This is a genomic window from Streptomyces sp. NPDC023573, from assembly GCF_055559735.1.
This window is the reverse complement of the sequence record NZ_JBVHKB010000001.1, coordinates 862,941-887,872: the sequence shown is the minus strand read 5'-3', so window position 1 is coordinate 887,872 and position 24,932 is coordinate 862,941. Positions and strand designations below refer to the sequence as shown.

Sequence of the window (24,932 nt, the reverse complement as noted above, 5' to 3'; positions counted from 1 at the left end):
CGCAGGGCCGCCGTTCAGGTGTTTCTCCTGTGTGGCAGGGGAACGGCAGGTGTTCACAGGGTGAGGCGCACTCGACGTTCACCTTGCGAGATGGTAACGGAGAGTGTAACCATCGGGATGTTCCCCAGCCCTCGCAAGGTAGGTCGTCTGTGTCTGAGCAGTACATAGCCCAAGTCCGCACCACGGCAGTCGTACTCGCCGGCGGTACCGGTCAGCGCGTGGGTCTGTCGATACCGAAGCAGCTGCTGAAGATCGCCGGCAAAGCCGTCATCGAGCACACTCTGAGCATCTTCCAGCAGGCCGAATCGATCGACGACGTCATCGTCCTGATGGCGCCGGGGTATGTCGCCGATGTCGAGAAGATCGTCGCGAAGGCCGGCCTGACCAAGGTCATCAAGGTGATCGAGGGCGGTTCGACCCGCAACGAGACCACCGAGCGTGCCATCGCGGCACTCGGCGAGGGTCTGGCCGAGGGGGAGGACCGCAACGTACTGTTCCACGACGCCGTGCGTCCTCTGCTCTCCCAGCGGGTGATCAAGGACTGCGTCGAGGCCCTCGACCGCTACCAGGCGGTGGACGTCGCCATCCCCTCCGCCGACACCATCATCGTGACCCGCACCCACGGCGAGGACGGCGCGTTCATCACGGACGTACCCGACCGCTCCCGGCTGCGTCGCGGCCAGACGCCCCAGGCGTTCAAGCTGTCGACCATCCGGCGGGCCTACGAGGTCGCCTCGGGTGACCCCAACTTCCAGGCCACCGACGACTGTTCGGTGGTCCTGAAGTACCTTCCGGACGTGCCGATCTACGTCGTCGCGGGCGACGAGTACAACATGAAGGTCACCCAGCCGGTCGACGTCTTCATCGCGGACAAGCTGTTCCAGCTGGCCTCGACCGCCGTGCCGCAGCCGACGGGCGAGGCGGGCTACCGGGAGCTGCTCACCGGCAAGACCATGGTGGTCTTCGGCGGGTCGTACGGCATCGGGGCCGACATCGCGTCGCTCGCGGAGTCGTTCGGCGCCAAGGTGTACGCCCTGGGGCGCTCCACCACGGGGACGCACATCGAGAACCCGGAGCACGTCGAGGAGGCGCTCTCCACGGCGTACGCGGAGACCGGGCGCATCGACTACGTGGTCAACACCGCCGGCGTGCTGCGCATCGGCAAGCTGGCCGAGACCGACAGCGCGACGATCCAGGAGGCGCTGAACGTCAACTACCTGGCGCCCGTCCAGATCGCCCGCGCCTCGTACAAGTACCTCGCGGAGACCAAGGGCCAGCTGCTGCTGTACACCTCCAGCAGCTACACCCGAGGCCGCGCCGAGTACAGCCTCTACTCCTCCACCAAGGCCGCCATGGTGAACCTCACCCAGGCGCTCTCGGACGAGTGGGCGGCGGACGGGGTCCGGGTGAACTGCGTCAATCCCGAGCGGACCGCGACGCCGATGCGGACCAAGGCGTTCGGCGAGGAGCCGGTGGGCTCGCTGCTCTCCTCCGAGGCCGTGGCCAGGACGTCCGTGGACGTCCTGCTGTCCGAGATGACCGGCCATGTGATCGACGTCCGCCAGCAGGACCCGACCCGGGGCGCCAGCGAGGCGTCGGGCTTCGAGCAGGCCCTGGCCTCGGTGCTGGACCGTCAGATCGATGTGCCATAATCAGTGATCGACTATTCGGACCCCGTCGGTTCGCCGTAAGGGCGAAACCGGCGGGGTCCGAATGCGTGAATGCGCTCTTCACAATTTCCCCGCAAGGTTATCCAGTCGGCGTTCTCAGGAGCGGTACTTCGTGATTTCGAAAGCCATTCGGTTGGCTCGTGTCGGCAGCGGTTCGGAGCTGGCCGCCGCGCTTCTCCTGGGTCTGGGCTTCCCGTGCGTCATGGCCGCGGCCATAGCCCCCAACCTGTGGTTCTTCGCGGCGGCAGCCTTCGTGACGTATGCGGCGGACCAGTATCTGCACCGCTGCGGCAGCTACCTCATCAACCGGCTCGCCGCGGTGCGCGCGGGCCTTTCGATCCGCTTCCTGGTGCGTCAGCTGCTGCTGGTCCTGCTGCTCTCGCGCATGGGCTACGGCGAGGCGACCCTCTTCTACGTGACCGTGGCCTGCCTGCTGGCCTTCTACGGCCTCCAGGCGCCGCAGAGCGCGATAGTCACCCTCATCAGGCTGCGCCGCAAGCTGCCGGTGGTCACACGGAACATCGACCTGAGTGCCGTGTCCATCGGGAACGCCCCGCCGCGCAGGCTGATGAGCCGTCCGGCCGAGAAGATGCTCCACCTGGACCTGTTCGGCCTGATCGGCGTGCTGATCGCCATCCAGACCGGCACCGCCGCCTTCGCGTACGCCGGCCTGGCGCTCATGCTCGGCTTCGCCGTCCTCTACCTCGCCGCGCTGCTGCCCTACGCGCGCCCCAGCCGCCTCGTCCCGCCGGAGGCCAAGGTCCTCGCGGCGGTCGACGACTGGCTGCGCACCTACCGGCCGACGGTGATCATGTACTTCTCCGGATCGAAGGATTCGGCGTACCAGGTGAACATGTGGCTGGAGACGATGGCCCAGCTCGGCGGGCGGCCGCTGATCTTCCTGCGTGAGCGCAACATCGTCCCGCAGCTGGCCATGACCTCGGTTCCGGTGCTCTGCGTGCCCGGGGGGGTCCACCTGATGAACCTGGACCTCTCGTCGGTGCGTGTGGCGCTGTACGCGGCGAACGTCGGAAAGAACATCCACATGCTGCGGGTCCCGACCATGAAGCACGTCTTCATCGGGCACGGCGACAGCGACAAGCTCGCCAGCGTCAACCCGTACAGCAAGGTGTACGACGAGGTGTGGACCGCGGGGAAGGCCGGGCGGGACCGCTACGCGCTGGCCGACGTCGGCATCCGCGACGAGGACATCGTCGAGGTGGGGCGCCCCCAGCTCGCCTCGATCAAGCCGTGGACCGGCGCCCCCAAGAACCCGGTCCCGACCGTGCTGTACGCCCCCACCTGGGAGGGCTGGGACGACAACCCCGGCAACACCTCGCTGCTGCTGGCGGGCGAGAACATCGTCAGGCGTCTGCTCACCGCAGACGAGCCGGTGCGGTTGCTCTACAAGCCGCACCCCTTCACCGGCACCCGCAGCCGGCAGGCGAAGGCCGTGCACGCCCGTATCACCGCGATGATCGAGCAGGCCGCCGCCGAACGCGCGACCGACCCCCGGTGGGCGAAGGAGCGCGAGGCGCTGCGCGCCGGCCAGGCCGAGGCGCGGGCCGCGATGCTCCGCATCGAGACGCAGCTGTCCCGGCTCGCCGGCAGTTCGCAGACCGACCGGGACGAGGCCGAGCAGTCCAGGGACGCCAAGGTCGACCCCGGGACCGAGGCGGAGACCGCGAAGCTCAGGGAAGAGTGGAACGACGCCTACTGGCGCTCCACCGGCTGGTGGGAGCACAAGGTCATCGTCGGGGCCGCACCCCGTCTGTACGACTGCTTCAACGAGTCGGACGCCATGGTCTCGGACATCTCCAGCGTGGTCTCGGACTTCATCGCGAGCGGCAAGCCGTACGCCGTGACCGACTCGGCCGCGATGGGCGTGGAGGAATTCCGGCGCCAGAACACCGCGGTGCGCGCCGCGGTGATCCTCTCGAACTCCGCGGTCGAGCTGGACGAGCTGATGGCCGCCGTCACCGACCCGGCGGCCGACTCCCTGGGCGAGGACCGGCGCGAGCTGAAGCAGTATCTGCTCGGCCCCGACGAGCCCACCTCCATCGAGCAGTTCGACACGGCGGTCCGGGAACTGGCCGCCAAGGCGGAGGCGCGCAACATCGGCGTCGCCCGGAGCCTCGGCGAACCCGTGGGCGGCTGATCCCGCGAGAGCACACATCGGGCATGGGCCCGTCGAAACCTGGAAACGGGTTTCGGCGGGCCTTTGTGGTGCAGCTCACAGGCCGAAAAAGCGTGTCGCGCACAACCAACGCGCCGTATCGGTTGTCTCAATTGAACGTGAACGACAGTGCGATTCCCGGCGGCTGCACGACGTCGCCGGGGTGTACACCGGTGATGCCGTGTTCACTCCTCGGCCCGCGCGACCGGGTGGACGCGTCGGTCCCACCCTTCCGTGCGGCAGGGGAGCAAGGGATTTCACAGTAAAATCACATCGCGTTCAGCATGCTTCGTTCGCACCGGTGTCCGGCACTCGATCACCACACTCTCAATATGGGGACAGAAAAACGTGAAGGCTCTCGTACTCTCAGGTGGGGCGGGCACCCGTCTGCGCCCCATCACCCACACCTCGGCCAAGCAGCTGGTGCCGGTCGCCAACAAGCCGGTTCTCTTCTACGGTCTCGAGGCCATCGCCGACGCGGGCATCACCGAGGTCGGCATCGTCGTCGGTGACACGGTCGACGAGATCCGGGAAGCGGTGGGTGACGGCTCCGAGTTCGGTATCGAGGTCACCTACATCCCCCAGGACGAGCCGCTGGGCCTGGCCCACGCCGTGCTCATCTCCCGGGAGTTCCTCGGCGACGACGACTTCGTCATGTACCTCGGCGACAACTTCATCGTCGGCGGCATCAGCGGGCTGGTGGAGGAGTTCCGCAGCGACCGGCCGGACGCCCAGATCCTGCTGACGCATGTCCCCAACCCCACCTCCTTCGGTGTCGCGGAGCTCGACTCCGACGGGCGGGTCGTCGCCCTGGAGGAGAAGCCGAAGGCCCCCAAGAGCGATCTGGCCCTGGTCGGCGTCTACCTCTTCACCCCCTCCATCCACGAGGCGGTCCGCTCGATCGAGCCGTCCTGGCGGGGCGAGCTGGAGATCACCCACGCCATCCAGTGGCTGATCGACCAGCAGCGGAACGTGCGCTCCACCACGATCTCCGGGTACTGGAAGGACACCGGCAACGTCACCGACATGCTGGAGGTCAACCGCTCGGTGCTGGAGACCGTCGAGCCGCACGCCGAGGAGGCGGAGGTCGACGACGCCAGCGAGATCATCGGCCGGGTCCGCATCGAGAAGGGGGCCAAGGTGACCGGGAGCCGCATCGTGGGCCCCGTGATCATCGGGGCGGACTCGGTGATCAGCGACTCCTACGTCGGCCCGTTCACCTCGGTCTCCGAAGGCTGCAACATCGCGGACAGCGAGATCGAGTACTCCATCGTCCTCAAGGACGCCTCCATCATCGGGGTCCGGCGGGTCGAGGCGTCGCTCATCGGCCGCAACGTCGAAGTGACCCCCGCGCCCCGCAGCCCGTCCGCCCACCGACTCGTGCTCGGCGACCACAGCAAGGTACAGATCTCCTCATGACGACCAACATCCTGGTGACCGGCGGGGCCGGCTTCATCGGTTCCCACTACGTCCGCACGGTGCTGGGCCCCGAGGGGCCGGGCGACGTGGCTGTCACGGTGCTCGACAAGCTCACCTACGCGGGCAACCCGGCCAACCTCGACGAGGTCCGTGACCATCCCGGCTTCGCCTTCGTCGAGGGCGACATCTGCGATCCCGAACTCGTCGGCAAGCTGATGGCGGAGCACGACCAGGTGGTGCACTTCGCCGCCGAGTCCCACGTGGACCGCTCCATCGACGGCGGAGCCGAGTTCGTCCGCACGAACGTCGTGGGCACGCACACCCTGATCCACGCCGCGCACCTGGCCGGGATCAAGACCTTCGTGCACATCTCGACGGACGAGGTCTACGGGTCGATCGACGAGGGCTCCTGGCCGGAGACGCACCCGCTCCAGCCCAACTCGCCGTACTCCTCCGCCAAGGCGTCCAGCGACCTGATCGCCCTCTCGTACCACCGCACACACGGTCTCGACGTGCGGGTGACCCGGTGCTCCAACAACTACGGGCACCACCACTTCCCCGAGAAGGTCATCCCGCTCTTCGTCACCAACCTGCTGGACGGCAAGACCGTCCCGCTGTACGGCGACGGGGCGAACGTCCGCGACTGGCTGCACATCGACGACCACGTCCAGGGCATCGAGCTGGTGCGCACGAAGGGACGGGCCGGCGAGGTCTACAACATCGGCGGTGGCACCGAACTCTCCAACAAGGAGCTGACCGGCCTGCTGCTCGAGGCCTGCGGCGCCGACTGGGAGACCAGCGTGACCTACGTCGAGGACCGCAAGGGTCACGACCGCCGCTACTCGGTGGACTGCGCCAAGATCAGGGAAGAGCTCGGCTACGTGCCCCGCAAGGACTTCAAGCAGGGGCTCGCCGAGACCGTCCAGTGGTACCGCGACAACCGCGGCTGGTGGGAGCCGCTGAAGGACCGCGCGGCGCTCTGAGCCCTACGCCCTACGATGCCGGTGAAGCCCGGCGGTGAGCGACGCGGGAGCCGGACCGAAGGGGCTCGGGCTCCCCTTCTGCCGGGTTCGCCGGCTCACGGTTCACGCCGGCAGGCACAACAGAAAGCGGGATGCGGTATGAGCGGCAGTTGGCTGGTCACAGGAGCGGGCGGGATGCTCGGGCAGGACGTCCTGGCCCGGCTTGCCCAGGACGGCGAGAGCGCCGTGGGCCTGGACCGCAAGGCGCTGGACATCACCGACGCGGGTTCCGTGCGACGGGCCGTCGAGGAGCACGGCCCGTCCGTGATCGTCAACTGCGCCGCCTGGACCGCGGTGGACGACGCCGAGACCCGCGAGGACGAGGCGCTGCGCATCAACGGCGAGGGCCCCCGGCTCCTCGCCGAGGTCTGCGCCGAGCGCGGAATCGTGCTCCTCCAGGTCTCCACCGACTACGTGTTCGACGGGCAGGCGGGCGAGCCGTACGCCGAGGACGCGCCCACCGCGCCGAGGAGCGCCTATGGGCGGACCAAGCTGGCTGGCGAGCGGGCCGTCCTCTCTCTGCTGCCCGACAGGGGCTACGTCGTCCGCACCGCGTGGCTGTACGGAGCGGGCGGGGGCAACTTCGTCCGTACGATGATCAAGCTCGAGGGCATCAAGGACACACTGGACGTGGTGGACGACCAGCTGGGCCAGCCCACCTGGACCGGTGACCTGGCCGACCGGCTCGTACGGCTGGGACAGGGCGCCTTGGCCGGTACGGCACCGGCCGGCATCTACCACGGAACCAGTAGCGGCCGGACCACGTGGTTCGGTTTCACCCGGGCCATCTTCGAGCAGCTGGGCGCCGACCCGGAGCGTGTCCGCCCGACCACCAGCGCTGCCTTCGCCCGGCCGGCTCCGCGTCCCGCGTACAGCGTGCTGGGTCACGACCGCTGGGCGAAAGCCGGTCTAGAGCCCATCCGGAATTGGCGGGAGGCGCTCGCGGAGTCTTTCAAGGATCTCCACGGAACTCCGTGACCTGTGGTGATTGCCGACTGTTGCCCGGACCCAGTAAGTTCACTGCTTATCGAGCCGGTCGGCGCGGGACTGACGCATTTCGGCGTCCACGCTGTTCCTGTGCCGGCCGAGCCGGCGAATCGTCTCCGAACTCCGGGGTCCACGAATCGCTGACGAGCTGGACTTCTAGGTGTCACGACCCACCGTTGTGATGCCCGCGCAGTGTTCCATACGGAAGGGGATCCGTACGATGGCAACAACGACGGCTGCAAAGAAGATGGTCAGGGCAATTGTCGGAGAGGCGGGGTGGAAGCGGCTGCGCCGCCTCCGGAGGAGACTGGCGGGCGCGCCCGCCCCTGTTCCGCGCCCCGCCGCACCTACGGGAATCGCTGCGATCTCGCACGACCTGCGCAAGCTCGCCCAGCACTTCAGGACGGACAAGTGGGGAACCCACCGCTATGCGCAGCACTATCAGCGGCACCTCGAGCATCTGAAGAATGACTCCTTCAATCTGCTGGAGATCGGTATCGGCGGTTACAGCAGAGCGGGACAGGGCGGCGCGTCGCTGCGTATGTGGAAGCACTTCTTCCCGAAGGCGCAGATCTTCGGAATGGACATCCAGGACAAGTCATTTGTCGACGAGGATCGGATCACGACCTTCATCGGCGACCAGTCCGACCCCGGTTCCCTCATCGGTGTGGCCTCGAAGATCGGCACGCTGGACGTCATCATCGACGACGGCAGCCATCTGAGTCCGCACATTCTGACCACGTTCGAGACGCTTTTTCCGCTGCTCAAGGACGGCGGTATCTATGCCGTCGAGGACACGCAGACCTCGTACTGGCCGGAATGGCAGGGCAGCGAGGACCGGGACGACCCGAAGACCAGCATGTCGATGCTGAAAAAGCTCGCCGACGGCCTCAACTACGAGGAGTTCGTGGACGAGGGTTACGAGCCGTCCTACACCGACCTCAACATTGTGGGCATGCACTTCTACCACAACCTTGTCATCATCGAGAAGGGTAAGAACGCAGAAGGCACGAACAAGAAGCGGGTGCTCAAGAAGCGCTACAGCGAGGAAGGCGCCAAGAGCTGAATGCGTGGCCCGTCCGGCGTCCGTTCCTGAAGACGCCGGACTCCGATCGCCGCCGGGCACATTCTGGGCCCGGCGGCTCGGCGTTCGCCCCCGTACCGGCCCGTTACTCATTGTCCTCGCCTGATTACCCAACACCCATCCCGGAGAAGGGTCCTCCTCTCCGGATATATCCTGTCGGGCGGGCGTCCCGGGTGGGATTCAGCGCCGATTTTTCCTGATTACCAGATGAGGTTCTGCATGTCCGTCAAGGTCAGCGTCGTCATTCCCGTCTACAACCCGGGCGAGTACATCGAGGACTGCATTTCCTCCTTGTTGCGGCAGTCCCTGCCGGACGACGAGTACGAGGCCATCTTCGTCGACGACGGCTCCACGGACGCCACCCCCGCCCGCCTGGACGAACTCGCCGCCGCCCACCCGAACATGCACGTCATCCACCAGGAGTCGTCCGGCTGGTCGGGCAAGCCGCGCAACGTCGGGACGGCGGCGGCCAAGGGCGAGTTCGTCATGTACGTCGACAACGACGACTGGCTCGGCGACGAGGCGCTCGAACGCATGTACCGCTACGGCGTGGAGAACGGCTCCGACGTCATCATCGGGAAGATGGCGGGCAAGGGACGTCCGGTCCCGGTGGAGCTCTTCCGCGTCAACCGCCCGAGGGCGAGCGTCTCCAACGCCCCGCTGATCGACAGCCTGACGCCGCACAAGATGTTCCGCAGGGAGTTCCTGGAGAGCAAGGGCATCAAGTTCCGTGAGGGACGCAGGCGCCTGGAGGACCACGTCTTCGTCGTGGAGACCTACCTGCGGGCGGCGAACATCTCCGTCCTCAGCGACTACCTGTGCTACTACCACATCAAGCGCGAGGACGCCTCGAACGCCGGCTTCCAGCGCTTCGACCCGGTGGGCTACTACGGCAACCTCCGTGAAGCGCTCGACATCGTCGAGCAGTACACCGAGCCGGGGAAGATCCGTGACGGCCTCTACCGCCGCTGGCTGCGCAACGAGATGGTGGAGCGGCTCCGCGGCAAGCGGTTGCTGAGCCTTCCCGAGGACTACCGCGCGGAGATCTTCACCGAGATCCGCGGTGTGGTCACCGAGCGGTTCGGTCCGGGCGTCGCCGCGGGCATGCAGCCGACCCAGCAGATAGTCGCCGCGCTCATCGTGGACGACCGCCTCGGTGACATCGAGGAGCTGGCCCGCTGGGAGTCCGGCATCAAGCCCGCGGGGCGACTCGAGAGCCTCGCCTGGGACGGCGGCACCCTGAATGTCGGCTTCACCGCCGAGTACCAGGTGTCGGACGCGCCGATGACCTTCCGCTCCGTGGACGGCGAGGACCTGCTCGCCCCGCCGCTCGCCGAGGAGACCCTGAGCAGGATCGCCGGCCTCGGGGTCAGCACCGTGGCGCCGGTCGCGAAGTCCAAGGTCGACCTCGTCGTGCGTGAGCGCACCACGGCTGCCGAGTTCTTCCAGCCGGTGGAGTTCACGAGGGAGCGGATCCCGGTAGGGGACGGCCCCACGTTCCGGCAGGAACTCCGGGCCTCGGCGACGATCGACCCGGAGACCGCCGCCAACGGGGCGCCGCTCGGGGACGGTATCTGGGACATCCTCTTCCGGATAAGCTCCTGTGGCTGGACCAAGGAGACCCGTCTGGGATCGGTCCGCGCCGACCAGGTCGAGGAAGGCCGCCTCGGCCGCCTGACCGGCTCGCCGCGCAGGGTGGTCCTGCCCTACTGGACCGAGCCGCACGGCAACCTCTCCCTCGACGTGGACCTCGCCACCAGCCGTATCGACCGGGACGTGCGACGGCTCGCGCCCGAGGACGTCCGGATCGAGAGCGGCCGGGTGAAGCTGCCGCTGCCGCTCGCGGTGGGCCCCGCGGCCGGCACCGAGCCCGTGGTCCTGCGCTTCAAGTCCGCGGGCGCCGACACGGTCCAGGCGGACGCCACCCTCACCGCGGCACCCGAGGGCGCCTTGCTGACCGCCGAACTCCCCGGCGGCCTGCTCCCGGGGCAGGTCTGGGACATGGGGCTGGGCATGCCCTCGGCCAGGCGCGGCAAGCCGCGGTGGAGCGCGCTCCCCGCGGTGCTCCGGGTCGCGGACGACGGCACCGTCGAGGCCGTGGAGCCCGCTCCCACGAAGAAGCCCGCAGCCAAGCCCGCAGCCAAGCCCGCCGCCAAGAAGCCCGTGATCGCTCCGAAGAAGCGATCCTTCTCCCGACGCGTGGCGGGCAGGCTCAAGCGCGGCCTGTTCGGCTGAGGGCCGGCCCGCCACGACGGCGGGCCGGCCTCCGGATCCGGCGGCGTCACACCGCAGCGCACAGCACAGTCAGTCGAGAAAGAAGTAGAGACGTATGCGACCTCTGTCCATCGAAGGCGCCTGGGTGCACGAGCCGAAGGTGTTCCCGGACGACCGCGGCAGCTTCCACGAGTGGTTCCGGGGCGCGGACTTCCGTACCGCGACCGGACAGGAACTCAGCCTCGTCCAGGCGAACTGCTCGGTGTCGAAGCGCGGCACCCTGCGCGGCATCCACTACGCGGACGTGCCGCCGAGCCAGGCGAAGTACGTCAAGTGTGTGCGGGGCGCGGTTCTCGACGTCATCGTCGACATCAGGGTCGGCTCCCCGACGTACAAGCAGTGGGAGATCGTCCGGCTCGACGACGAGACCCACCACGCGGTCTACCTCTCCGAAGGCCTCGGACACGCCTTCTTCGCCCTGAGCGACGACGCCACCGTCGTCTACCTCTGCTCCGAGGGATACGCCCCCGAGCGTGAGCACGGCATCAACCCGCTCGACCCCGGTCTGGCCATCACCTGGCCCGAGGGCATCGCACCTCTGCTCTCCCCGAAGGACGAGCAGGCGCCGACGCTCGCCGAGGCGGAGGAGCGTGGCCTGCTGCCCCGCTACGAGGACTGCGTCTCCTTCCGGGAGCAGCTGCGCGCACGCTGATCCGGCCCGCGGGTTCCCGGCCCGCGCGGAGTCGTATCCCGCATGTCCACAGGTAGTCCGGTATCAGAGGCAACCTTATGAACGGTCTGTCCGTCTCCTTTGTCAAGAGGGGAACGGGCAGGCCGCTTTCGTGTGTCTGCGCGAAGAACGCGGCATGAACCGCAGTTCCACCGTCTTCTCCTGAAGAGCGAAGTGTGCGGACCGGGGAGAGATGAGCACAAGCGCACCAGACGTCAGCATCGTCATCGGGGCTTACGAGGCGATGCCGTACCTGATCCGCTGCCTGGAGTCCGTGGAGGCACAGACCCTGCCCGCCGGGCGGATGGAGATCATCGCCGTCGACGACGGGTCCACGGACGGCACGGGGGAGTACCTGGACGAGTTCGCCGCGCGTACCGCGATCGAGACCCGTGTCGTCCACCAGGAGAACTCCGGCGGGCCCAGCGGGCCGCGCAACGTCGGACTGGGGCTGGCCCGCGGGCGCTACGTCTTCTTCCTCGACGCGGACGACTACTTCGGCGAGGAGGCACTGGAGCGGCTGGTCGCGATGGGCGACCGGGCCGGTACCGACGTGGTGCTCGGCAAGGTCGTCGGCGTCAACCGCGGAGCGCCGAAGTCGATGTGGAAGGAGACGGTCGAGCGTGCCGACCTCTTCTCCTCGCGCATCAAGTTCACCCTCAGCGCGCAGAAGCTCTTCCGGCGCGAGATGCTCGTGCGACTCGGGCTGACCTTCGACGAAGCGCTGAAGACGGGCGAGGACGCGCTCTTCACCATGGAGGCGTACCTGCGCGGCGACGGGGTGTCCGTCGTCGCCGACTACACCTGCTACTACCTGGTGGGCCGGGACGACGGCAAGCACGTGACCCGCAGCGGGAGCTACCGGCTGCGCTTCGACTCCGCGCGGGCGCTGACGGAGCTCATCGCGGCGCAGCTTCCGCCGGGGCCCGAGCGGGACGACCTGATGGTCCGGCCCTTCGTCATCACCCTGCTGCCGCAGTTCGGCCCGTCCCTGCTGCGGCAGTCCGAGGCGGTGCGCAGGGAGAAGATGGAGCTGGCCGCCCCGCTGCTCAAGGCCTACTGGTCGGCGGGTCTGGGCCGTCGCCTCAAGGTCCACGAGCGGCTTCGGCTGGCCTGCGTGGCCCGCGGCCGGCTCGATCTTCTCCTGGACGTCCTCCGGTTCATGGCGGACAAGCAGGAGCCCGACGTGGTCCGCAAGGGGCTCCGGGGCAGGGTGTACCTGGCCTATCCGCGCTTCGGCGAGGACTCGGGGCTGCCGGACTCCGCCTACGAGCTGACCGTGAGGGAGTGGGTCGGCGGCAAGCGGATCGAGGTGCCGAAGCAGCAGACCGTCACCTCGATCACGCGTCGCCTCGTCCGCAGGGCGGGCAGGGCTGCCCGGTCGGCCCGGCGCACCCCGCACCGCGCGCATTAGGACCCGGGCGGCCGCGGGGACGGCCCGCCCTCACTGCTCCGGCCCGGTCCGGCTCACTGCTCCGGGCGGAGGAACTTCCTGACGGGCCTGCCCACCACGCGCCGGGCGCGCCGGTACGTGGCGCCCGCGCCGCCGCGTGCCCTGGTGCCGAAGCGGTCGGGCCTGCCGGTGAGCTGGGCCCGCCGTAGCTCGTTGTTCTCCTCCGTCAGCTCCTGGAGCCTGCTCTGCAGCCAGCCGAAGCGGCTGCTCAGGGTCTCCGGGTCGGTGTCGGTCCACGGCCGGACGGCGGGCGGCAGGACGAGCTTGGACATCTGTGCGTCGAACGCCTTGCCGCCGTCGCCGTGGTGGAAGGTGTTCTCCAGGCCGTTCTTCTCCATGAAGCCGGTGAAACGGAGGAAGCGTTCCTTGTGGCCGTTCACCAGCTCGCCGAAGTCCGCCGCCTCGTAGAGCTCGGTGGGGTCGATGTTCTTGGGCGTCTCGGAGATCTTGCGGTGCGGGATGCCGAAGTAACGGCAGAGCTCCAGGGTCCGCGAGTCGCTGCAGAGCACGGTGCTCGGGACGCCGGCCAGCAGCGCGGCGATGTTCCCGTGGATACGCGAGCCGAACGAGAAGTCGAACGCGCGCAGCTCCTCGATCCAGGTGGCCGGGTCGACGTAGAGCCGGACCTTGCCCTCGCGGTACATCGGGTGGGAGGGGTGGGTCGGCATCGAGGTCTGGGCACCGATCGGGTTCGACGTCTCCCGCCAGTGGAGGAGCTCGGCCTCGAGAAGGTTCTGCCCGATGAACCGCAGGTTCGGATAGCGCTTGTGGGCCTGACGGATGATGGCGTCGAGGCCGTGCGAACGTACGGCGCTGTGCGATCCGTTCACCGAGATGCGGGATTCCGCCGTGAGCGACTCGGTCTTCTTGTCGAGCGTGAACGTCTCGCCGTTCATGAACATGGAGGGGCAGCCGATGACCTCGACGTCCCGGAATCCCATGTTCTTGAGGTACTGCTCGGTGAACTCACCGCGCACTCCGATGGAGGCGCTGCGGTTGAGCACCTCGGTGACGAACTCCCTGACGGTCGGCTCCATGGCCTTGAGCCGGGAGGCGTCGTACTTGAGGTCGGCCTGCGCGCCGACTCCCAGGACGACCACGGGGATGCGCAGCTTCTTGATCAGCTGCGTCATCCGCTTCAGGGGCCGCTCGAACGTCGGGCGGAAGGCGTTCGCCAGGGGGACGACGAATACGTCGAACTCCTCGTTCATGCGTTCGGCAGCCGCTGGATCCGTGCGGATGCCGTTGGAGAAGACCTCTGCCCGCGGGGTCGTCAGAAGCTTGTGCGCCGCGTCACTGAAGATCAGGTTGCCCGCGTTGGTCGCGAAGACATCTCTGTCGAGGGACTGTTCGAGCGAAGCCACATCGAAGGGGCTTTTGCCCGATCTGAGGAGAATGCGCTTCTGGCGGGAGAGTTCATCTGTCACGCAATAGAGGGTAGCTCTATGAATGGCGGGTGGAGATTGCGTAAATGACCCCATTCGGGGGCATGTCGAAACGTGATCCGGGCCGGTCGGTCTGTGTAATGACGTCCGCGCGGCGACAGCAGCTGAGACGGCTCGGTGCCGGCCCCGCCCCCTCGCGTAGATTGAGCGGAACCGAGCAGGACGACGTGATGGGGACGGGCGTACGTGTCAGGGGCAAGGGAATCCGAAGGCGCGGCAAGGGAGCCCGAAGGCGCGCTCCGCACACCCTCCGGGAGCGGCGCGGGGCGCAGGCCCGGTGTGACCGACGCCCGCCGGATCGTGGTCAAGGTCGGCTCCTCCTCGCTCACCACGGCGGCGGGAGGGCTTGACGCCGATCGGGTGGACGCGCTCGTCGACGTCCTCGCCAAGGTGAGGAGCGGCGGGGAGCGCGAGATCGTCCTCGTCTCCAGCGGCGCCATCGCGGCAGGCCTCGCCCCCCTCGGTCTCGTCCGAAGGCCCAAGGACCTGGCCCGCCAGCAGGCCGCGGCCAGTGTGGGCCAGGGACTCCTCGTCGCCCGCTACACCGCGTCCTTCGCCCGGTACGGCGTACGCGTCGGGCAGGTTCTGCTGACCTCGGACGACACCAGCCGGCGCGCCCACTACCGCAACGCCTACAGCACGCTCGACCAGCTCCTGGAGATGGGCGCGTTCCCCGTCGTCAACGAGAACGACACGGTCGCCACGGACGAGATCCGGTTCGGGGACAACGACCGGCTCGCCGCACTCGTCGCCCATCTGGTGCACGCGGATCTGCTCGTCCTCCTGTCCGACGTCGACGGCCTCTACGACGGGGACCCGAGCCGGCCGGACACCTCCCGCATCGCGGAGGTGAGCGGACCGGCCGACCTGGAAGGCGTCACCATCGGCAGCGCGGGGAAGGCGGGTGTCGGCACCGGAGGCATGGTCACCAAGGTGGAGGCGGCCCGGATCGCCACCGCCGCCGGGATCCCGGTCGTCCTCACCTCCGCGAGCCATGTCGCCGACGCCCTCGGCGGGCGTGACACCGGCACGTACTTCCACCGCACCGGGCGCCGCTCGGCCGACCGGCTCCTCTGGCTGGCCCACGCCTCGACACCGCAGGGCGCACTCGTGCTCGACGACGGGGCCGTGCGCGCGGTCGTCGAGCGCCGCACGTCCCTGCTTCCCGCCGGTATCTCCGCGGTCGAGGGCGAGTTCTCCGCGGGGGACCCGGTCGAGCTGCGGGACCCGGCCGGCACGGCCGTCGCCCGCGGGCTGGTCAACTTCGACGCCAAGGAGATCCCGCAGCTGCTCGGCCGGTCCACCCGCGACCTCGCGCGCGAGCTGGGCCCGGCCTACGAGCGTGAAGTCGTACACAGGGACGATCTCGTCGTCCTCACGCCTCGCCCGACCCCCTGAAACGGCTGAAAGTCCAGCCTTCGGGCGGAGACCTTCACGAAAAGCGCCCCACATCCGGCCCCGGGCTGGTCAACTTTGTCACGGGGACACAGTGGGGTCGGCACAGCTACACATTCACAGGAGGCCGCCGGTGAGACGAGCGCGCCCGGGGGCGCTGCCCCGCGGAACGGGCAGCCGTGCCCTGACCAGCGTCGGGGCGGGAGCCGACTTCGTCGGCACGCCCTCCGACCGGACCATCGAGCAGGAACCGGTGGTGACGGACGAGGAGCTGACCCGCTCCAAGCTGTGGCACATCACCCTGAGCGTCTCCGGCGGTGAGACACCGCTGAAGGAGGTCAGGCGCGGACTGGAACAGCTGGCGCACGACCACCCGTTCCTGCTGACCAGCCGGTATGCCAACGACCATGCGGAGATCCGCTACTGGGAAGAGGCCCGGGACCTCCACGACGCCGCGGCGGTGGCGCTGCGGCTGTGGGGCGAACACCGGTCCAGCGCGAAGCTCCCGCCCTGGGAGATCGTGGGCCTGGAGGTCATCGACCGGGAGACCTACCACCTGCGCATCGCCGAGGGCTACGGACCGCCACCGGCCGCCCCCGTCGGGGTGCACCCGTACTGACGGGGGCGTGCCGGACCGGGTGTGCGGACGCTGATACGCCCGTCTCGCATCACGGGATACGTGACGGATGCCCGCGGTGTGCGCATTACCCTGCGGGCATGACCACGCTTTCGCCCTACGACAACATGTCCCCGGTCGCCCAGGCCGCCTACCGGGCACGCGCCGCCGCCGACGACATCGCGCCACTCCCGCGCGCGGCGAAGGACGACGCCCTGCTCGCGATCGCGGACGCCCTCGAGGTGCGCACCAGCGAGATCGTCGAGGCCAACGCCGAGGACGTCGCGAAGGCCCGGGAGGCCGGGACGAGTGAGTCGGTCGTCGACCGGCTCACGCTCACCCCGGAGCGCATCCGCGCGATCGCCGCCGACGTACGCGACGTGGCGGCGCTGCCCGACCCGGTCGGAGAGGTGGTCCGGGGCTCGACCCTTCCCAACGGGATCGACCTGCGCCAGGTGCGGGTGCCGCTCGGGGTGGTCGGCATCATCTACGAGGCCCGGCCCAATGTGACGGTCGACGCCGCCGCGCTCTGTCTGAAGTCGGGGAACGCGGTACTGCTGCGCGGGTCCTCGTCGGCGTACGCCTCGAACAGCGCTCTCGTGCGGGTGCTCCGTGACGCGGTGGGCGGGTCCGGCCTCCCGGCGGACGCGGTGCAACTCGTCCCGGGCGAGAACCGCGACTCGGTCCGCGAGCTGATGCGGGCCCGCGGCCTCGTCGACGTGCTGATCCCGCGCGGTGGCGCCTCCCTGATCCGCACGGTCGTGGAGGAGTCGACGGTTCCCGTCATCGAGACGGGCACCGGCAACTGCCACGTGTACGTCGACGCGCAGACCGACCTCTCCATGGCCGTCGAGATTCTGGTCAACTCCAAGGCGCAACGGCCGAGCGTCTGCAACGCCGCCGAGACGCTCCTGGTCCACAAGGACGTCGCGGCGGACTTCCTGCCCCTCGCCCTGGACGCGCTGGCCGAGGCCGGCGTCACGGTGCACGGCGACGAGCGGGTGCTCGCGTACGCCGAGGGGTCCAAGGCCACCGTCGTGGCGGCGACCCCGGAGGACTGGGAGACCGAATACCTCTCGTACGACATCGCCGCCGCGGTGGTGGAGTCGCTGGAATCGGCTGTGGCGCACATCCGGCTCTGGTCCTCCGGCCACACCGAGGCGATCGTCACCACCTCGCAGGCCGCGGCCCGCCGGTTCACCCAGTTGGTGGATTCCACGACGGTCGCCGTGAACGCGTCCACCCGCTTCACGGACGGCAGCCAGTTCGGCTTCGGCGCCGAGATCGGCATCTCCACGCAGAAGCTGCACGCCCGGGGGCCGATGGGGCTGCCGGAGCTGACGTCCACGAAGTACATCGTCACCGGCGACGGCCACATCCGTTAGCCCGGGGCCCCGGACGGGGCGGGCAGGGAGGGCGGCGTGTCCGGGCGAATGCGCGGGCTCCCTGCCCAAAACGCCCCGCCGGGGCTACGCTGAAGCCGTGCCGGACGACGTGGGGGGCAGGCCGTTCCCGGACGGCTGGGAGCCCGACGACGACCGCGGGGGCGCGGACGAGGACTTCGCCTCCGTGGTGTTCGACGAGGACTTCGTCAGGTCCGCCGAGATCCACGAACCCACCGCCGTCGAGCGCCTGCTGGCCGCCGCGCAGGCCCGCGCCGAAGCCGAGGCGAGCAGGGCGCGCTCCGGCGGCGGCCCTCCGGACGACGACCTCTACGACGACGGCTACGGCCCGGACGGGGCGTACGGCCGCGAGAGAGCCTTCGGCGACTTCTACGACCCCGATGACCCCGACGGCCTCCACGAGGACGGTAACGGCCCCTACGGGCCCCACGGCGGCTCCCTGCGCCCTTACCGGGGTGCGTCGCGCTGGCACCGGCCGGTCGCCTGGCTGCTCGCCCTGCTGATGGGTATCGGGATGGTGGCGCTGGCCTTCAGCGCCGTGTACCGCGGCGCCGCGGGGAGCCGGCAGGACCAGGTGCCGCCCCCGGCGACCAGCGGTGTCGACAAGCCGGGCGTGGCCCCCTCCGCCTCGGCCGACTACTCCCGCCCTGCGGTACCGGCCGTTCCCCGTACCCCCTGAGCCGCGCTCCCGCACCGGCATCCTCCCCCTCCGTCACTCCTCCCGGCCGTGGCTCCTCCCTGCCTGCCTCGACCGCTCTCCCGGCGGCGCTCCACCTGCGCTCCCACCTGCGGGGCGTTTACCTTGATGAGGATCGACCCAATCTGAAGGTATGACCTTGTGATCCCTTCTCTCGTCCCCGTCCCCGGGAAGAGGGCAGGTCACGTGTCCATGTGTCGAACCCGTGACGGACAGGTCCGCCCGATGCCGAGCGGCTGAGGCGGATCCCAGCGCCAGCCCCGCCGGTGGCGCGGAGATCGGGAGAAGTCATGACAGGCCGCGGAGAACCGCCGGAAGGTCCGCCCGACAACCCCTCGGGTGGGGAGGACGAGTACCGCTCAGTCGTCTTCGACGAATCGTTCGTCCGCGCTGCCCGGCTGCAGGAGTTCTCCGCCCAGGAGCGCATGGGTGACCACGCGCGCGCCGTACGCTCCCTCCCCGGCCGCCCCACCCGCCGGCACCGCTCCAGGGCGGGCATCGCCCTCGTCGTGCTGATCGCGCTGGCATTCGCCACCGCCGTCTACTTCGGCTTCCGCAACCCCTACCCGACGCCCGTCGGCAGGCGCGCGGAACCCCTGCAGACCACGGTTATCCCGCTCGCCCCCCGAAGCCCCGTACCTGGAGGAGTCGCCGAGTCGCTCCTCGCCGACGGTCCGGCCGCCGGGCACCGGACGGGCGCGGCGGGCATCAACTTCCCGTCGGTCCGGCGGACGACGAACTTCTCGGACAGCCAGGTGACCATCGCCCTGACCACGGTGAAGGATTACCTGGTGGGCTCCTCCCTCGACCCCGACGTACTCACCGCAGGGGTCGTGAGGCCGGTCGGCCGGCTGCTCGATCCGGATCAGACGGCGCAGTTCGACCGGAGCATGGACTCACCGGCCGACGACGGCGAGCACAGTGCGACCGGCTGGCTGGTGCGCTTCGACCCGGCCGAGGTGGAACTGGCCGATTCCGACATCAGGGTCCAGGGCACCCTCTCCTACGCGGAAGCGGGGGCGGACACCCTGGAGGTGGTGTCCGACCACACCTTCACCTACGCACTGCGGCCCGTCGTGTCCGGGCCCCACCGGGCCGACGGAGCCTCGCTCTTCACCGTGCGCCGCGTCTTGCGTTTCCTGCTCGACCGTGAGGACATCCGGCTGCACCGGCTGGAGGTCCGCAGCGCCTATGTCCAGGCCGGCCCGCAGGCGTGCTCGGCCGATACGACGGGAGCGCTGCGCCCGCTGCTCGCGGGCGAGCGGGCGGACACCCGGGGGCCCGCAGGCACCGATCCCTATGCCACGGGTGTGCCCGCGGCGGCGCTCTGCGGCACGCTGGCCGTCAGCTCCCCGACCCGGAGCCCTCTTCGGGATCCGGGCGTCGCCAGGTCCCCTCGGAGTCGTCCGTAGCGTCCGGGGCCGCAGCGCCGCCCTTGCCCGCGCCACCACCGGCGGCGCCCCCGCCCGCGGCTCCCGTGAACCTGTCGCGGAGCTTGCCGCCGAGGTCGCCCGCACCGCCGGCGATGTCACCGACCAGCTTCATCAGCGGGTCCTTGCTGGTGCGCACCGTGTCGGCGTAGTGCGACGCGGACTCACGGAAGGAGTCAGTCACCGAGGTGTCCTTGTCCTCGTCGCGCTTGGGGTAGTGGCCGTCCATGATGCGCTGGAAGTCGCGGGTCTCCGACCACTTCTTCAGCTCGGCCGCGCGGACCGTGGTGAACGGATGCGTCCGGGGAAGCACATTGAGGATCTTGAGCACGGAGTCGCGGAGGTCGCCGCCCTTCTCGTACTCGTCGGCCTGGGCGAGGAAGGCGTCCACATTCATCTCGTGGAGATGATTGCCGCCGGCGATCTTCATCAGCCCGCGCATCGAGGCGCGCAGATCCTGTCCGACCAGCAGGCCGGCACGGTCGGCGGAGAGCTCCGACTTGCGGAACCACTCGCGCAGCGCGGTCACTATCGCCATGATCGCGACATTGCCGAGCGGGATCCACGCCACCTTGAGCGCCAGATTGGTGAGGAAGAGCAATATCGTGCGGTACACCGCGTGGCCGGAGAGGGCGTGACCCACCTCGTGGCCGACGACTGCCCGCATCTCCTCCTCGTCGAGCAGCTCCACGAGTCCGGTGGTCACCACGATGATCGGTTCGTCGAGACCGATGCACATGGCGTTGGGCTGCGGGTCCTGATTCACATACATCGGCGGGACCTTCTTCAGGTCCAGGATGTAACACGCGTCCCGCAGCATGTCGTTGAGATGCGTGAACTGGGCGTCGCTCACCCGGACGGAGTCCGAGAGGAAGAGCAGCCGCAGACTGCGCTCGGGCAGGAGGCCGCTCAGCGCCTTGAACACGGTGTCGAAACCGCTGAGCTTGCGCAGGGCCACGAGGGCCGAGCGGTCCGCCGGGTGCTCGTAGGCCCGTGAGGAGATGTCCGGGAATCGCTTGCGGTGCCTGCTCGGCACGCTCTCGTGACTGGCGTCGGTCATGGATGGCCCCCTGTTCGTACGAGACGTTGCTCGTCCCCCTGACAAAAGCCAGCGTATGCGCTGGCGCTACGGTGTGCGGGGGGCTGTGGATAACTTTGAGGAGCGCCCGGAATGCCGCACACCGCCGTCATGCTCGCCGCCGTGTCCGAGGACCAGGGACCTGGCAACACGCTCCGGATCGTGCTGCTCGTCTCGCTCGTCGGCGCCGCCCTGCTCGCCTGGTTCCTCCTGCGTGGATACCGCAACGACGACAACAACGACTGAGTCGGCGTGAGCGTGCCCGGGGCGCCCGCATACGATGTGCGCGACGTCTCCCTCCTGATTCCCGATGGATAGGTCCTGCAGAAGATGAGCCTCTCGAGCACCGCGCACCAGCTGGTCACCCTCGCCTCCGAAGGCGAGCAGGGTGGCAACCACGAAAGCCTCAGCCCGTACCTCACCGGTGGCGGCGCGCTCCTCGTGCTGCTGCTCCTGCTGTGGATCACCACCCGCTTCAACCGAGACCGCTGAGGCAGAGGCGAACAGCTGTGCCAGTAGGGTCTGCACGCATGGAAGAGCAGGAAGTGCCTACCGGCCGCGGCAAGCGCCGAATCGGCGTGATGGGCGGGACATTTGACCCGATCCACCACGGACACCTGGTGGCGGCGAGCGAAGTGGCGGCCCACTTCCACCTGGACGAGGTCGTCTTCGTCCCGACCGGGCAGCCCTGGCAGAAGAGCCACAAGCAGGTCTCGCCGGCCGAGGACCGCTACCTGATGACGGTCATCGCGACGGCGTCGAACCCGCAGTTCTCGGTCAGCCGCAGCGACATCGACCGTGGCGGACCGACGTACACGATCGATACGCTGCGGGACCTGCACGCGGTCCACGGCGACGCCGACCTCTTCTTCATCACCGGCGCCGACGCCCTTTCGCAGATCCTGACCTGGCGGGACGCCGAGGAGCTCTTCTCGCTCTCCCACTTCATCGGCGTCACCCGGCCGGGGCACCTGCTGACGGACGACGGGCTGCCCAAGGGCGGCGTCTCACTGATGGAGGTTCCCGCGCTGGCGATCTCGTCCACGGACTGCCGTGCCAGGGTCGCGCAGGGAGAGCCGGTCTGGTACCTCGTGCCGGACGGTGTCGTCCGCTACATCGACAAGCGCCAGCTGTACCGCGGCGAATGAGCCACGGAGAGGGGCACCTGTGACCGACCGACACGACCCGTACGACCCGTACCAGCAGCCGCAGATCATCGGCTACGACGAGTACGGGCAGCCGGTCTACCAGCAGCAGGGCCAGCAGCAGTACGACCCGTATGCCCAGCAGCCCCAGCAGCCCCAGCAGCCCCAGCAGCCCCAGCATGACGGGCAGCCGCAGCAGGGCTACGGCTACGACCCGTACGCCGGCACGCAGCAGCAGTACGACCCGTACGCCACCCAGCAGGCCCAGCCGACGCAGCAGGCCCAGCCGACGCAGCAGGGGTACGGCTACGACGGCGGCGGCTACGGCGCGTACGGCTACGACACCGGCCGGCAGCCCGCCGGGGACGACTCCACCCACCAGTGGAACGCTCCCCAGGCCACCGCCGCGCCGGCGGCCGCGCCCGCGCCCCCGCCCCCCTTCCCGGAACAGCGGAGTGAACCGGAACCGCCGGCGGACCCGGCCCTCCCCGGGCAACGCCGTGCCGACCGCGACCACCGCACCGATCAGTTCTCCTTCATCGAGGAGCCCGACGAGGACTCCGAAGATGTCATCGACTGGCTCAAATTCACCGAGAGCCGCAGCGAGCGGCGCGAGGAAGCCCGCCGGCGCGGGCACAACCGGATGATCGCGCTCATAGTCGTCGTGGCTCTCGTGGTCGTCGGCGGAGCGGGCTACCTCTGGTTCGCCGGGAAGATCCCGGGAGTCTCGGGCAGCGACGAGCAGAACGCCGCGGCGACGGGGCCCCAGAAGCGGGACGTCATCGTCGTCCACCTGCACAACACCAAGAAGGGCGGCACCTCGACGGCGCTGCTCGTCGACAACGTCACCACCGAGCGGGGCACCACCGTCCTGCTCCCCAACTCGCTGGCCGTGGCCGCCGACGACGGGTCCACCACCACGCTCGGCAAGTCCGTCGACGACGACGGGTCCACCGGCACCCGTGAGGCGATCGACACCCTGCTCGGCACCAGCATCAGCGGAACCTGGCGCCTCGACACCCCGTACCTCGAGAACCTCGTCGAGCTCGTGGGAAACATCGAGGTCGACACCGACACCGCCGTGCCCGACTCCAAGAAGGGCGCGGCGCCCTTGGTGAACAAGGGGGAGGCACAGACGCTGAGCGGTCCGATGGCCGTCGCGTACGCCACCTACCAGGGCGCGGGCGAGCCGGAGGCCAAGCAGCTGATGCGCTTCGGGCAGGTGATGCGCAGCGTGCTGCGCAAGCTGTCCGAGGACCCCAAGGCCGCCACCGTCACCATCGAGACCCTCGCGCAGATCCTCGACCCGTCCCTGCCGGAGCAGGACCTCGGCGCCTCCCTGGCGAAGCTCGCCGGGCACGCCAAGGTGGGCGACTACGAGACGGAGCTGCTCCCGGTCCAGAGCGACGGGACCCTCACCGACGCGGCGACCGAGAGCGTCGTCAAGGACGTCCTGGGCGGCAAGGTCAAGGCTCCGGAGCAGGGCGCGGCGGTACGCGTCGGCATCAGGAACGCCACGGGCGACACGAAGGGTACGGAGAACGCCAGGGTGCAGCTCGTCAACGGGGGCTATTCCTTCGTCGACAGCGGCAAGGCGGACACCGTGGCGTCGTCCGAGGTGGTCTACGGGGCCGCCGAGGACAAGGCGAAGGCGGTCGAGGTCGCCAAGACTCTGGGTCTGCCGGAGAGCGCCGTGAAGAAGGGCAAGCCGGCCGCGAACGCCGACGTGTCCGTCGCCCTCGGACAGGACTACAAGATCTCCGAGCCGACGTCGTAAGGGCTGTCGGCGGTCCGTGAGACCCTAGAGGTCGATCTGACCGCCGACGAAAGCCTGCATGTGACCGCCACGGACCGCTCCATCGAGCTCATCAACGCCGCCGCCCAGGCGGCGGCCGACCGGCTCGCGCACGACATCATCGCCTACGACGTCAGCGACGTGCTGTCGATCACCGACGCCTTCCTGCTGGCCTCGGCTCCCAACGACCGCCAGGTCAAGTCGATCGTCGACGAGATCGAGGAGCGGCTGCAGAAGGAGCTCGGCGCCAAGCCGGTGCGCCGCGAGGGCGACCGCGACGCCCGCTGGATCCTTCTCGACTACGTCGACATCGTGATCCACGTCCAGCACAGCGAGGAGCGCGTGTTCTACGCGCTCGAGCGGCTGTGGAAGGACTGCCCCGAGATCGCCCTCCCCGAGGACGCGCTCAAGACCCGGGGCAAGGCCGAGGAGCACGCCCAGCTCAACGGCGGCACGGAAGGTGACCAGAGCTGAACGGCAGCAGCAGCGGCAGGGGCCGCAAGATCGTCCTCTGGCGGCACGGGCAGACGGCGTGGAATCTGGAGCGCCGCTTCCAGGGTTCCACGGACATCGAGCTGACCGAGACCGGTGTCGGCCAGGCCCGCCGCGCCGCCCGGCTGCTGGCCTCGCTGAAGCCGGACGCGATCGTGGCGTCCGACCTGCGGCGGGCGGCGGCCACGGCTGCCGAGCTCGCCTCGGTCACCGGTCTCGGCGTCGCGCACGACTCGGCGCTGCGTGAGACGTACGCGGGTGCCTGGCAGGGCCTCACGCACGAGGAGATCGTCGGGCAGTACGGCGAGCAGTACGCCGCGTGGAAACGCGGTGAGCCGGTCCGCAGAGGCGGCGGCGAGCTGGAGACCGAGGTCGCCGACCGGGCGGCCCCGGTGGTCCTGGAACACGCCGGCAAGCTGCCCGACGCGGGCACGCTCGTGGTCGTGAGCCACGGCGGCACCATCCGCACGACCATCGGCCGGCTGCTCGGTCTCGAGGCCCACCACTGGGAGGGGCTCGGCGGGCTGTCCAACTGCTGCTGGTCCGTGCTGGGCGAGGGTGCGCGCGGCTGGCGCCTCCTCGAGCACAACGCCGGGACACTTCCCGAACCGGTGCTCGGGGACGACGACTAGCGGGTGCCCCCAGGCCCCTGCGGGGCGCCGGGGGCCGGATTTCACTTTC

22 protein-coding genes are annotated in these 24,932 nt (G+C 69.1%); 20 read left to right on the top strand and 2 right to left on the bottom strand.

Features of this window, described 5'->3' with window-relative positions:
- Nucleotides 1-149: 149 nt before the first annotated feature.
- The 9 genes from ACZ32T_RS04035 to ACZ32T_RS03995 all read left to right on the top strand — a co-directional run bounded on the left by ACZ32T_RS04035 (nucleotide 150) and on the right by ACZ32T_RS03995 (nucleotide 12,716).
- Nucleotides 150-1,652: a D-ribitol-5-phosphate cytidylyltransferase gene (locus tag ACZ32T_RS04035; protein WP_467262653.1), complete on the top strand. Its 1,503-nt coding sequence runs from the start codon at nucleotides 150-152 to the stop codon at nucleotides 1,650-1,652.
- A gap of 130 nt (nucleotides 1,653-1,782) precedes the next feature.
- The gene (locus ACZ32T_RS04030) at nucleotides 1,783-3,828 is read left to right on the top strand and encodes a hypothetical protein (RefSeq protein WP_467262651.1); all 2,046 of its coding nucleotides are present in this window, start codon (nucleotides 1,783-1,785) and stop codon (nucleotides 3,826-3,828) included.
- A 366-nt stretch (nucleotides 3,829-4,194) separates the two neighbouring features.
- Complete coding sequence (locus tag ACZ32T_RS04025) at nucleotides 4,195-5,265, top strand: glucose-1-phosphate thymidylyltransferase (RefSeq protein WP_467262650.1); 1,071 nt, start codon at nucleotides 4,195-4,197, stop codon at nucleotides 5,263-5,265.
- Entirely contained in the window at nucleotides 5,262-6,248 is a 987-nt protein-coding gene (gene rfbB, locus ACZ32T_RS04020) for a dTDP-glucose 4,6-dehydratase (protein ID WP_467262648.1), read from the top strand. Before ACZ32T_RS04025 ends, rfbB begins: the two co-directional genes overlap by 4 nt.
- A 138-nt stretch (nucleotides 6,249-6,386) precedes the next feature.
- Nucleotides 6,387-7,265 (top strand): dTDP-4-dehydrorhamnose reductase, encoded by an 879-nt coding sequence (gene rfbD, locus ACZ32T_RS04015; RefSeq protein WP_467262646.1) that lies wholly within the window; start codon nucleotides 6,387-6,389, stop codon nucleotides 7,263-7,265.
- A gap of 229 nt (nucleotides 7,266-7,494) precedes the next feature.
- Nucleotides 7,495-8,340 (top strand): class I SAM-dependent methyltransferase, encoded by an 846-nt coding sequence (locus tag ACZ32T_RS04010; RefSeq protein ID WP_467262645.1) that lies wholly within the window; start codon nucleotides 7,495-7,497, stop codon nucleotides 8,338-8,340.
- A gap of 237 nt (nucleotides 8,341-8,577) precedes the next feature.
- Nucleotides 8,578-10,593 carry a glycosyltransferase family 2 protein gene (locus tag ACZ32T_RS04005; RefSeq protein ID WP_467365210.1) on the top strand — a complete coding sequence of 672 codons (2,016 nt, stop codon included), beginning with the start codon at nucleotides 8,578-8,580 and terminating at the stop codon, nucleotides 10,591-10,593.
- Nucleotides 10,594-10,687: 94 nt separating this feature from the next.
- A complete protein-coding gene (gene rfbC / locus ACZ32T_RS04000) occupies nucleotides 10,688-11,284 on the top strand; it encodes a dTDP-4-dehydrorhamnose 3,5-epimerase (RefSeq protein WP_365929561.1) in 597 nt (198 codons plus the stop codon).
- A gap of 211 nt (nucleotides 11,285-11,495) precedes the next feature.
- Nucleotides 11,496-12,716 carry a glycosyltransferase family 2 protein gene (locus ACZ32T_RS03995; RefSeq protein WP_467365208.1) on the top strand — a complete coding sequence of 407 codons (1,221 nt, stop codon included), beginning with the start codon at nucleotides 11,496-11,498 and terminating at the stop codon, nucleotides 12,714-12,716.
- A gap of 53 nt (nucleotides 12,717-12,769) precedes the next feature.
- Here the strand turns inward: ACZ32T_RS03995 and ACZ32T_RS03990 are convergent, their stop codons facing one another.
- Nucleotides 12,770-14,182, bottom strand: a complete 1,413-nt coding sequence (locus ACZ32T_RS03990) for a polysaccharide pyruvyl transferase family protein (protein ID WP_467365207.1) — start codon at nucleotides 14,180-14,182, stop codon at nucleotides 12,770-12,772.
- Nucleotides 14,183-14,479: 297 nt separating this feature from the next.
- Here ACZ32T_RS03990 and proB point away from each other — a divergent pair, with 297 nt between their 5' ends.
- The 5 genes from proB to ACZ32T_RS03965 all read left to right on the top strand — a co-directional run bounded on the left by proB (nucleotide 14,480) and on the right by ACZ32T_RS03965 (nucleotide 19,723).
- The gene (proB, locus tag ACZ32T_RS03985; protein WP_467262640.1) at nucleotides 14,480-15,598 is read left to right on the top strand and encodes a glutamate 5-kinase; all 1,119 of its coding nucleotides are present in this window, start codon (nucleotides 14,480-14,482) and stop codon (nucleotides 15,596-15,598) included.
- Nucleotides 15,599-15,728: 130 nt separating this feature from the next.
- Nucleotides 15,729-16,214, top strand: a complete 486-nt coding sequence (locus tag ACZ32T_RS03980) for a hypothetical protein (RefSeq protein ID WP_467262639.1) — start codon at nucleotides 15,729-15,731, stop codon at nucleotides 16,212-16,214.
- Between the two features lie 98 nt (nucleotides 16,215-16,312).
- The gene (locus tag ACZ32T_RS03975) at nucleotides 16,313-17,596 is read left to right on the top strand and encodes a glutamate-5-semialdehyde dehydrogenase (RefSeq protein WP_467365204.1); all 1,284 of its coding nucleotides are present in this window, start codon (nucleotides 16,313-16,315) and stop codon (nucleotides 17,594-17,596) included.
- A gap of 97 nt (nucleotides 17,597-17,693) precedes the next feature.
- Nucleotides 17,694-18,293 carry an SCO2584 family spore wall biosynthesis protein gene (locus tag ACZ32T_RS03970; RefSeq protein WP_467262637.1) on the top strand — a complete coding sequence of 200 codons (600 nt, stop codon included), beginning with the start codon at nucleotides 17,694-17,696 and terminating at the stop codon, nucleotides 18,291-18,293.
- A gap of 308 nt (nucleotides 18,294-18,601) precedes the next feature.
- The gene (locus ACZ32T_RS03965; protein ID WP_467365202.1) at nucleotides 18,602-19,723 is read left to right on the top strand and encodes an SCO2583 family membrane protein; all 1,122 of its coding nucleotides are present in this window, start codon (nucleotides 18,602-18,604) and stop codon (nucleotides 19,721-19,723) included.
- Here ACZ32T_RS03965 and ACZ32T_RS03960 read toward each other — a convergent pair.
- Nucleotides 19,656-20,801 (bottom strand): M48 family metallopeptidase, encoded by a 1,146-nt coding sequence (locus tag ACZ32T_RS03960; RefSeq protein WP_467262634.1) that lies wholly within the window; start codon nucleotides 20,799-20,801, stop codon nucleotides 19,656-19,658. The genes ACZ32T_RS03965 and ACZ32T_RS03960 overlap by 68 nt on opposite strands.
- Before the next feature lie 111 nt (nucleotides 20,802-20,912).
- Here ACZ32T_RS03960 and ACZ32T_RS03955 point away from each other — a divergent pair, with 111 nt between their 5' ends.
- The 6 genes from ACZ32T_RS03955 to ACZ32T_RS03930 all read left to right on the top strand — a co-directional run bounded on the left by ACZ32T_RS03955 (nucleotide 20,913) and on the right by ACZ32T_RS03930 (nucleotide 24,883).
- The gene (locus tag ACZ32T_RS03955; protein ID WP_187355734.1) at nucleotides 20,913-21,065 is read left to right on the top strand and encodes a hypothetical protein; all 153 of its coding nucleotides are present in this window, start codon (nucleotides 20,913-20,915) and stop codon (nucleotides 21,063-21,065) included.
- 84 nt (nucleotides 21,066-21,149) lie between these two features.
- Entirely contained in the window at nucleotides 21,150-21,311 is a 162-nt protein-coding gene (locus tag ACZ32T_RS03950; protein ID WP_356715470.1) for a hypothetical protein, read from the top strand.
- 38 nt (nucleotides 21,312-21,349) lie between these two features.
- Nucleotides 21,350-21,967, top strand: a complete 618-nt coding sequence (nadD, locus tag ACZ32T_RS03945; RefSeq protein ID WP_356715468.1) for a nicotinate-nucleotide adenylyltransferase — start codon at nucleotides 21,350-21,352, stop codon at nucleotides 21,965-21,967.
- Nucleotides 21,968-21,986: 19 nt separating this feature from the next.
- Nucleotides 21,987-23,741 carry an LCP family protein gene (locus ACZ32T_RS03940; protein WP_467365200.1) on the top strand — a complete coding sequence of 585 codons (1,755 nt, stop codon included), beginning with the start codon at nucleotides 21,987-21,989 and terminating at the stop codon, nucleotides 23,739-23,741.
- Nucleotides 23,742-23,801: 60 nt separating this feature from the next.
- A complete protein-coding gene (rsfS, locus tag ACZ32T_RS03935; RefSeq protein WP_099172529.1) occupies nucleotides 23,802-24,233 on the top strand; it encodes a ribosome silencing factor in 432 nt (143 codons plus the stop codon).
- The gene (locus ACZ32T_RS03930; RefSeq protein ID WP_356715560.1) at nucleotides 24,230-24,883 is read left to right on the top strand and encodes a histidine phosphatase family protein; all 654 of its coding nucleotides are present in this window, start codon (nucleotides 24,230-24,232) and stop codon (nucleotides 24,881-24,883) included. The genes rsfS and ACZ32T_RS03930 overlap by 4 nt, the downstream gene beginning before the upstream one ends.
- The last annotated feature ends 49 nt before the right edge of the window (nucleotides 24,884-24,932 follow it).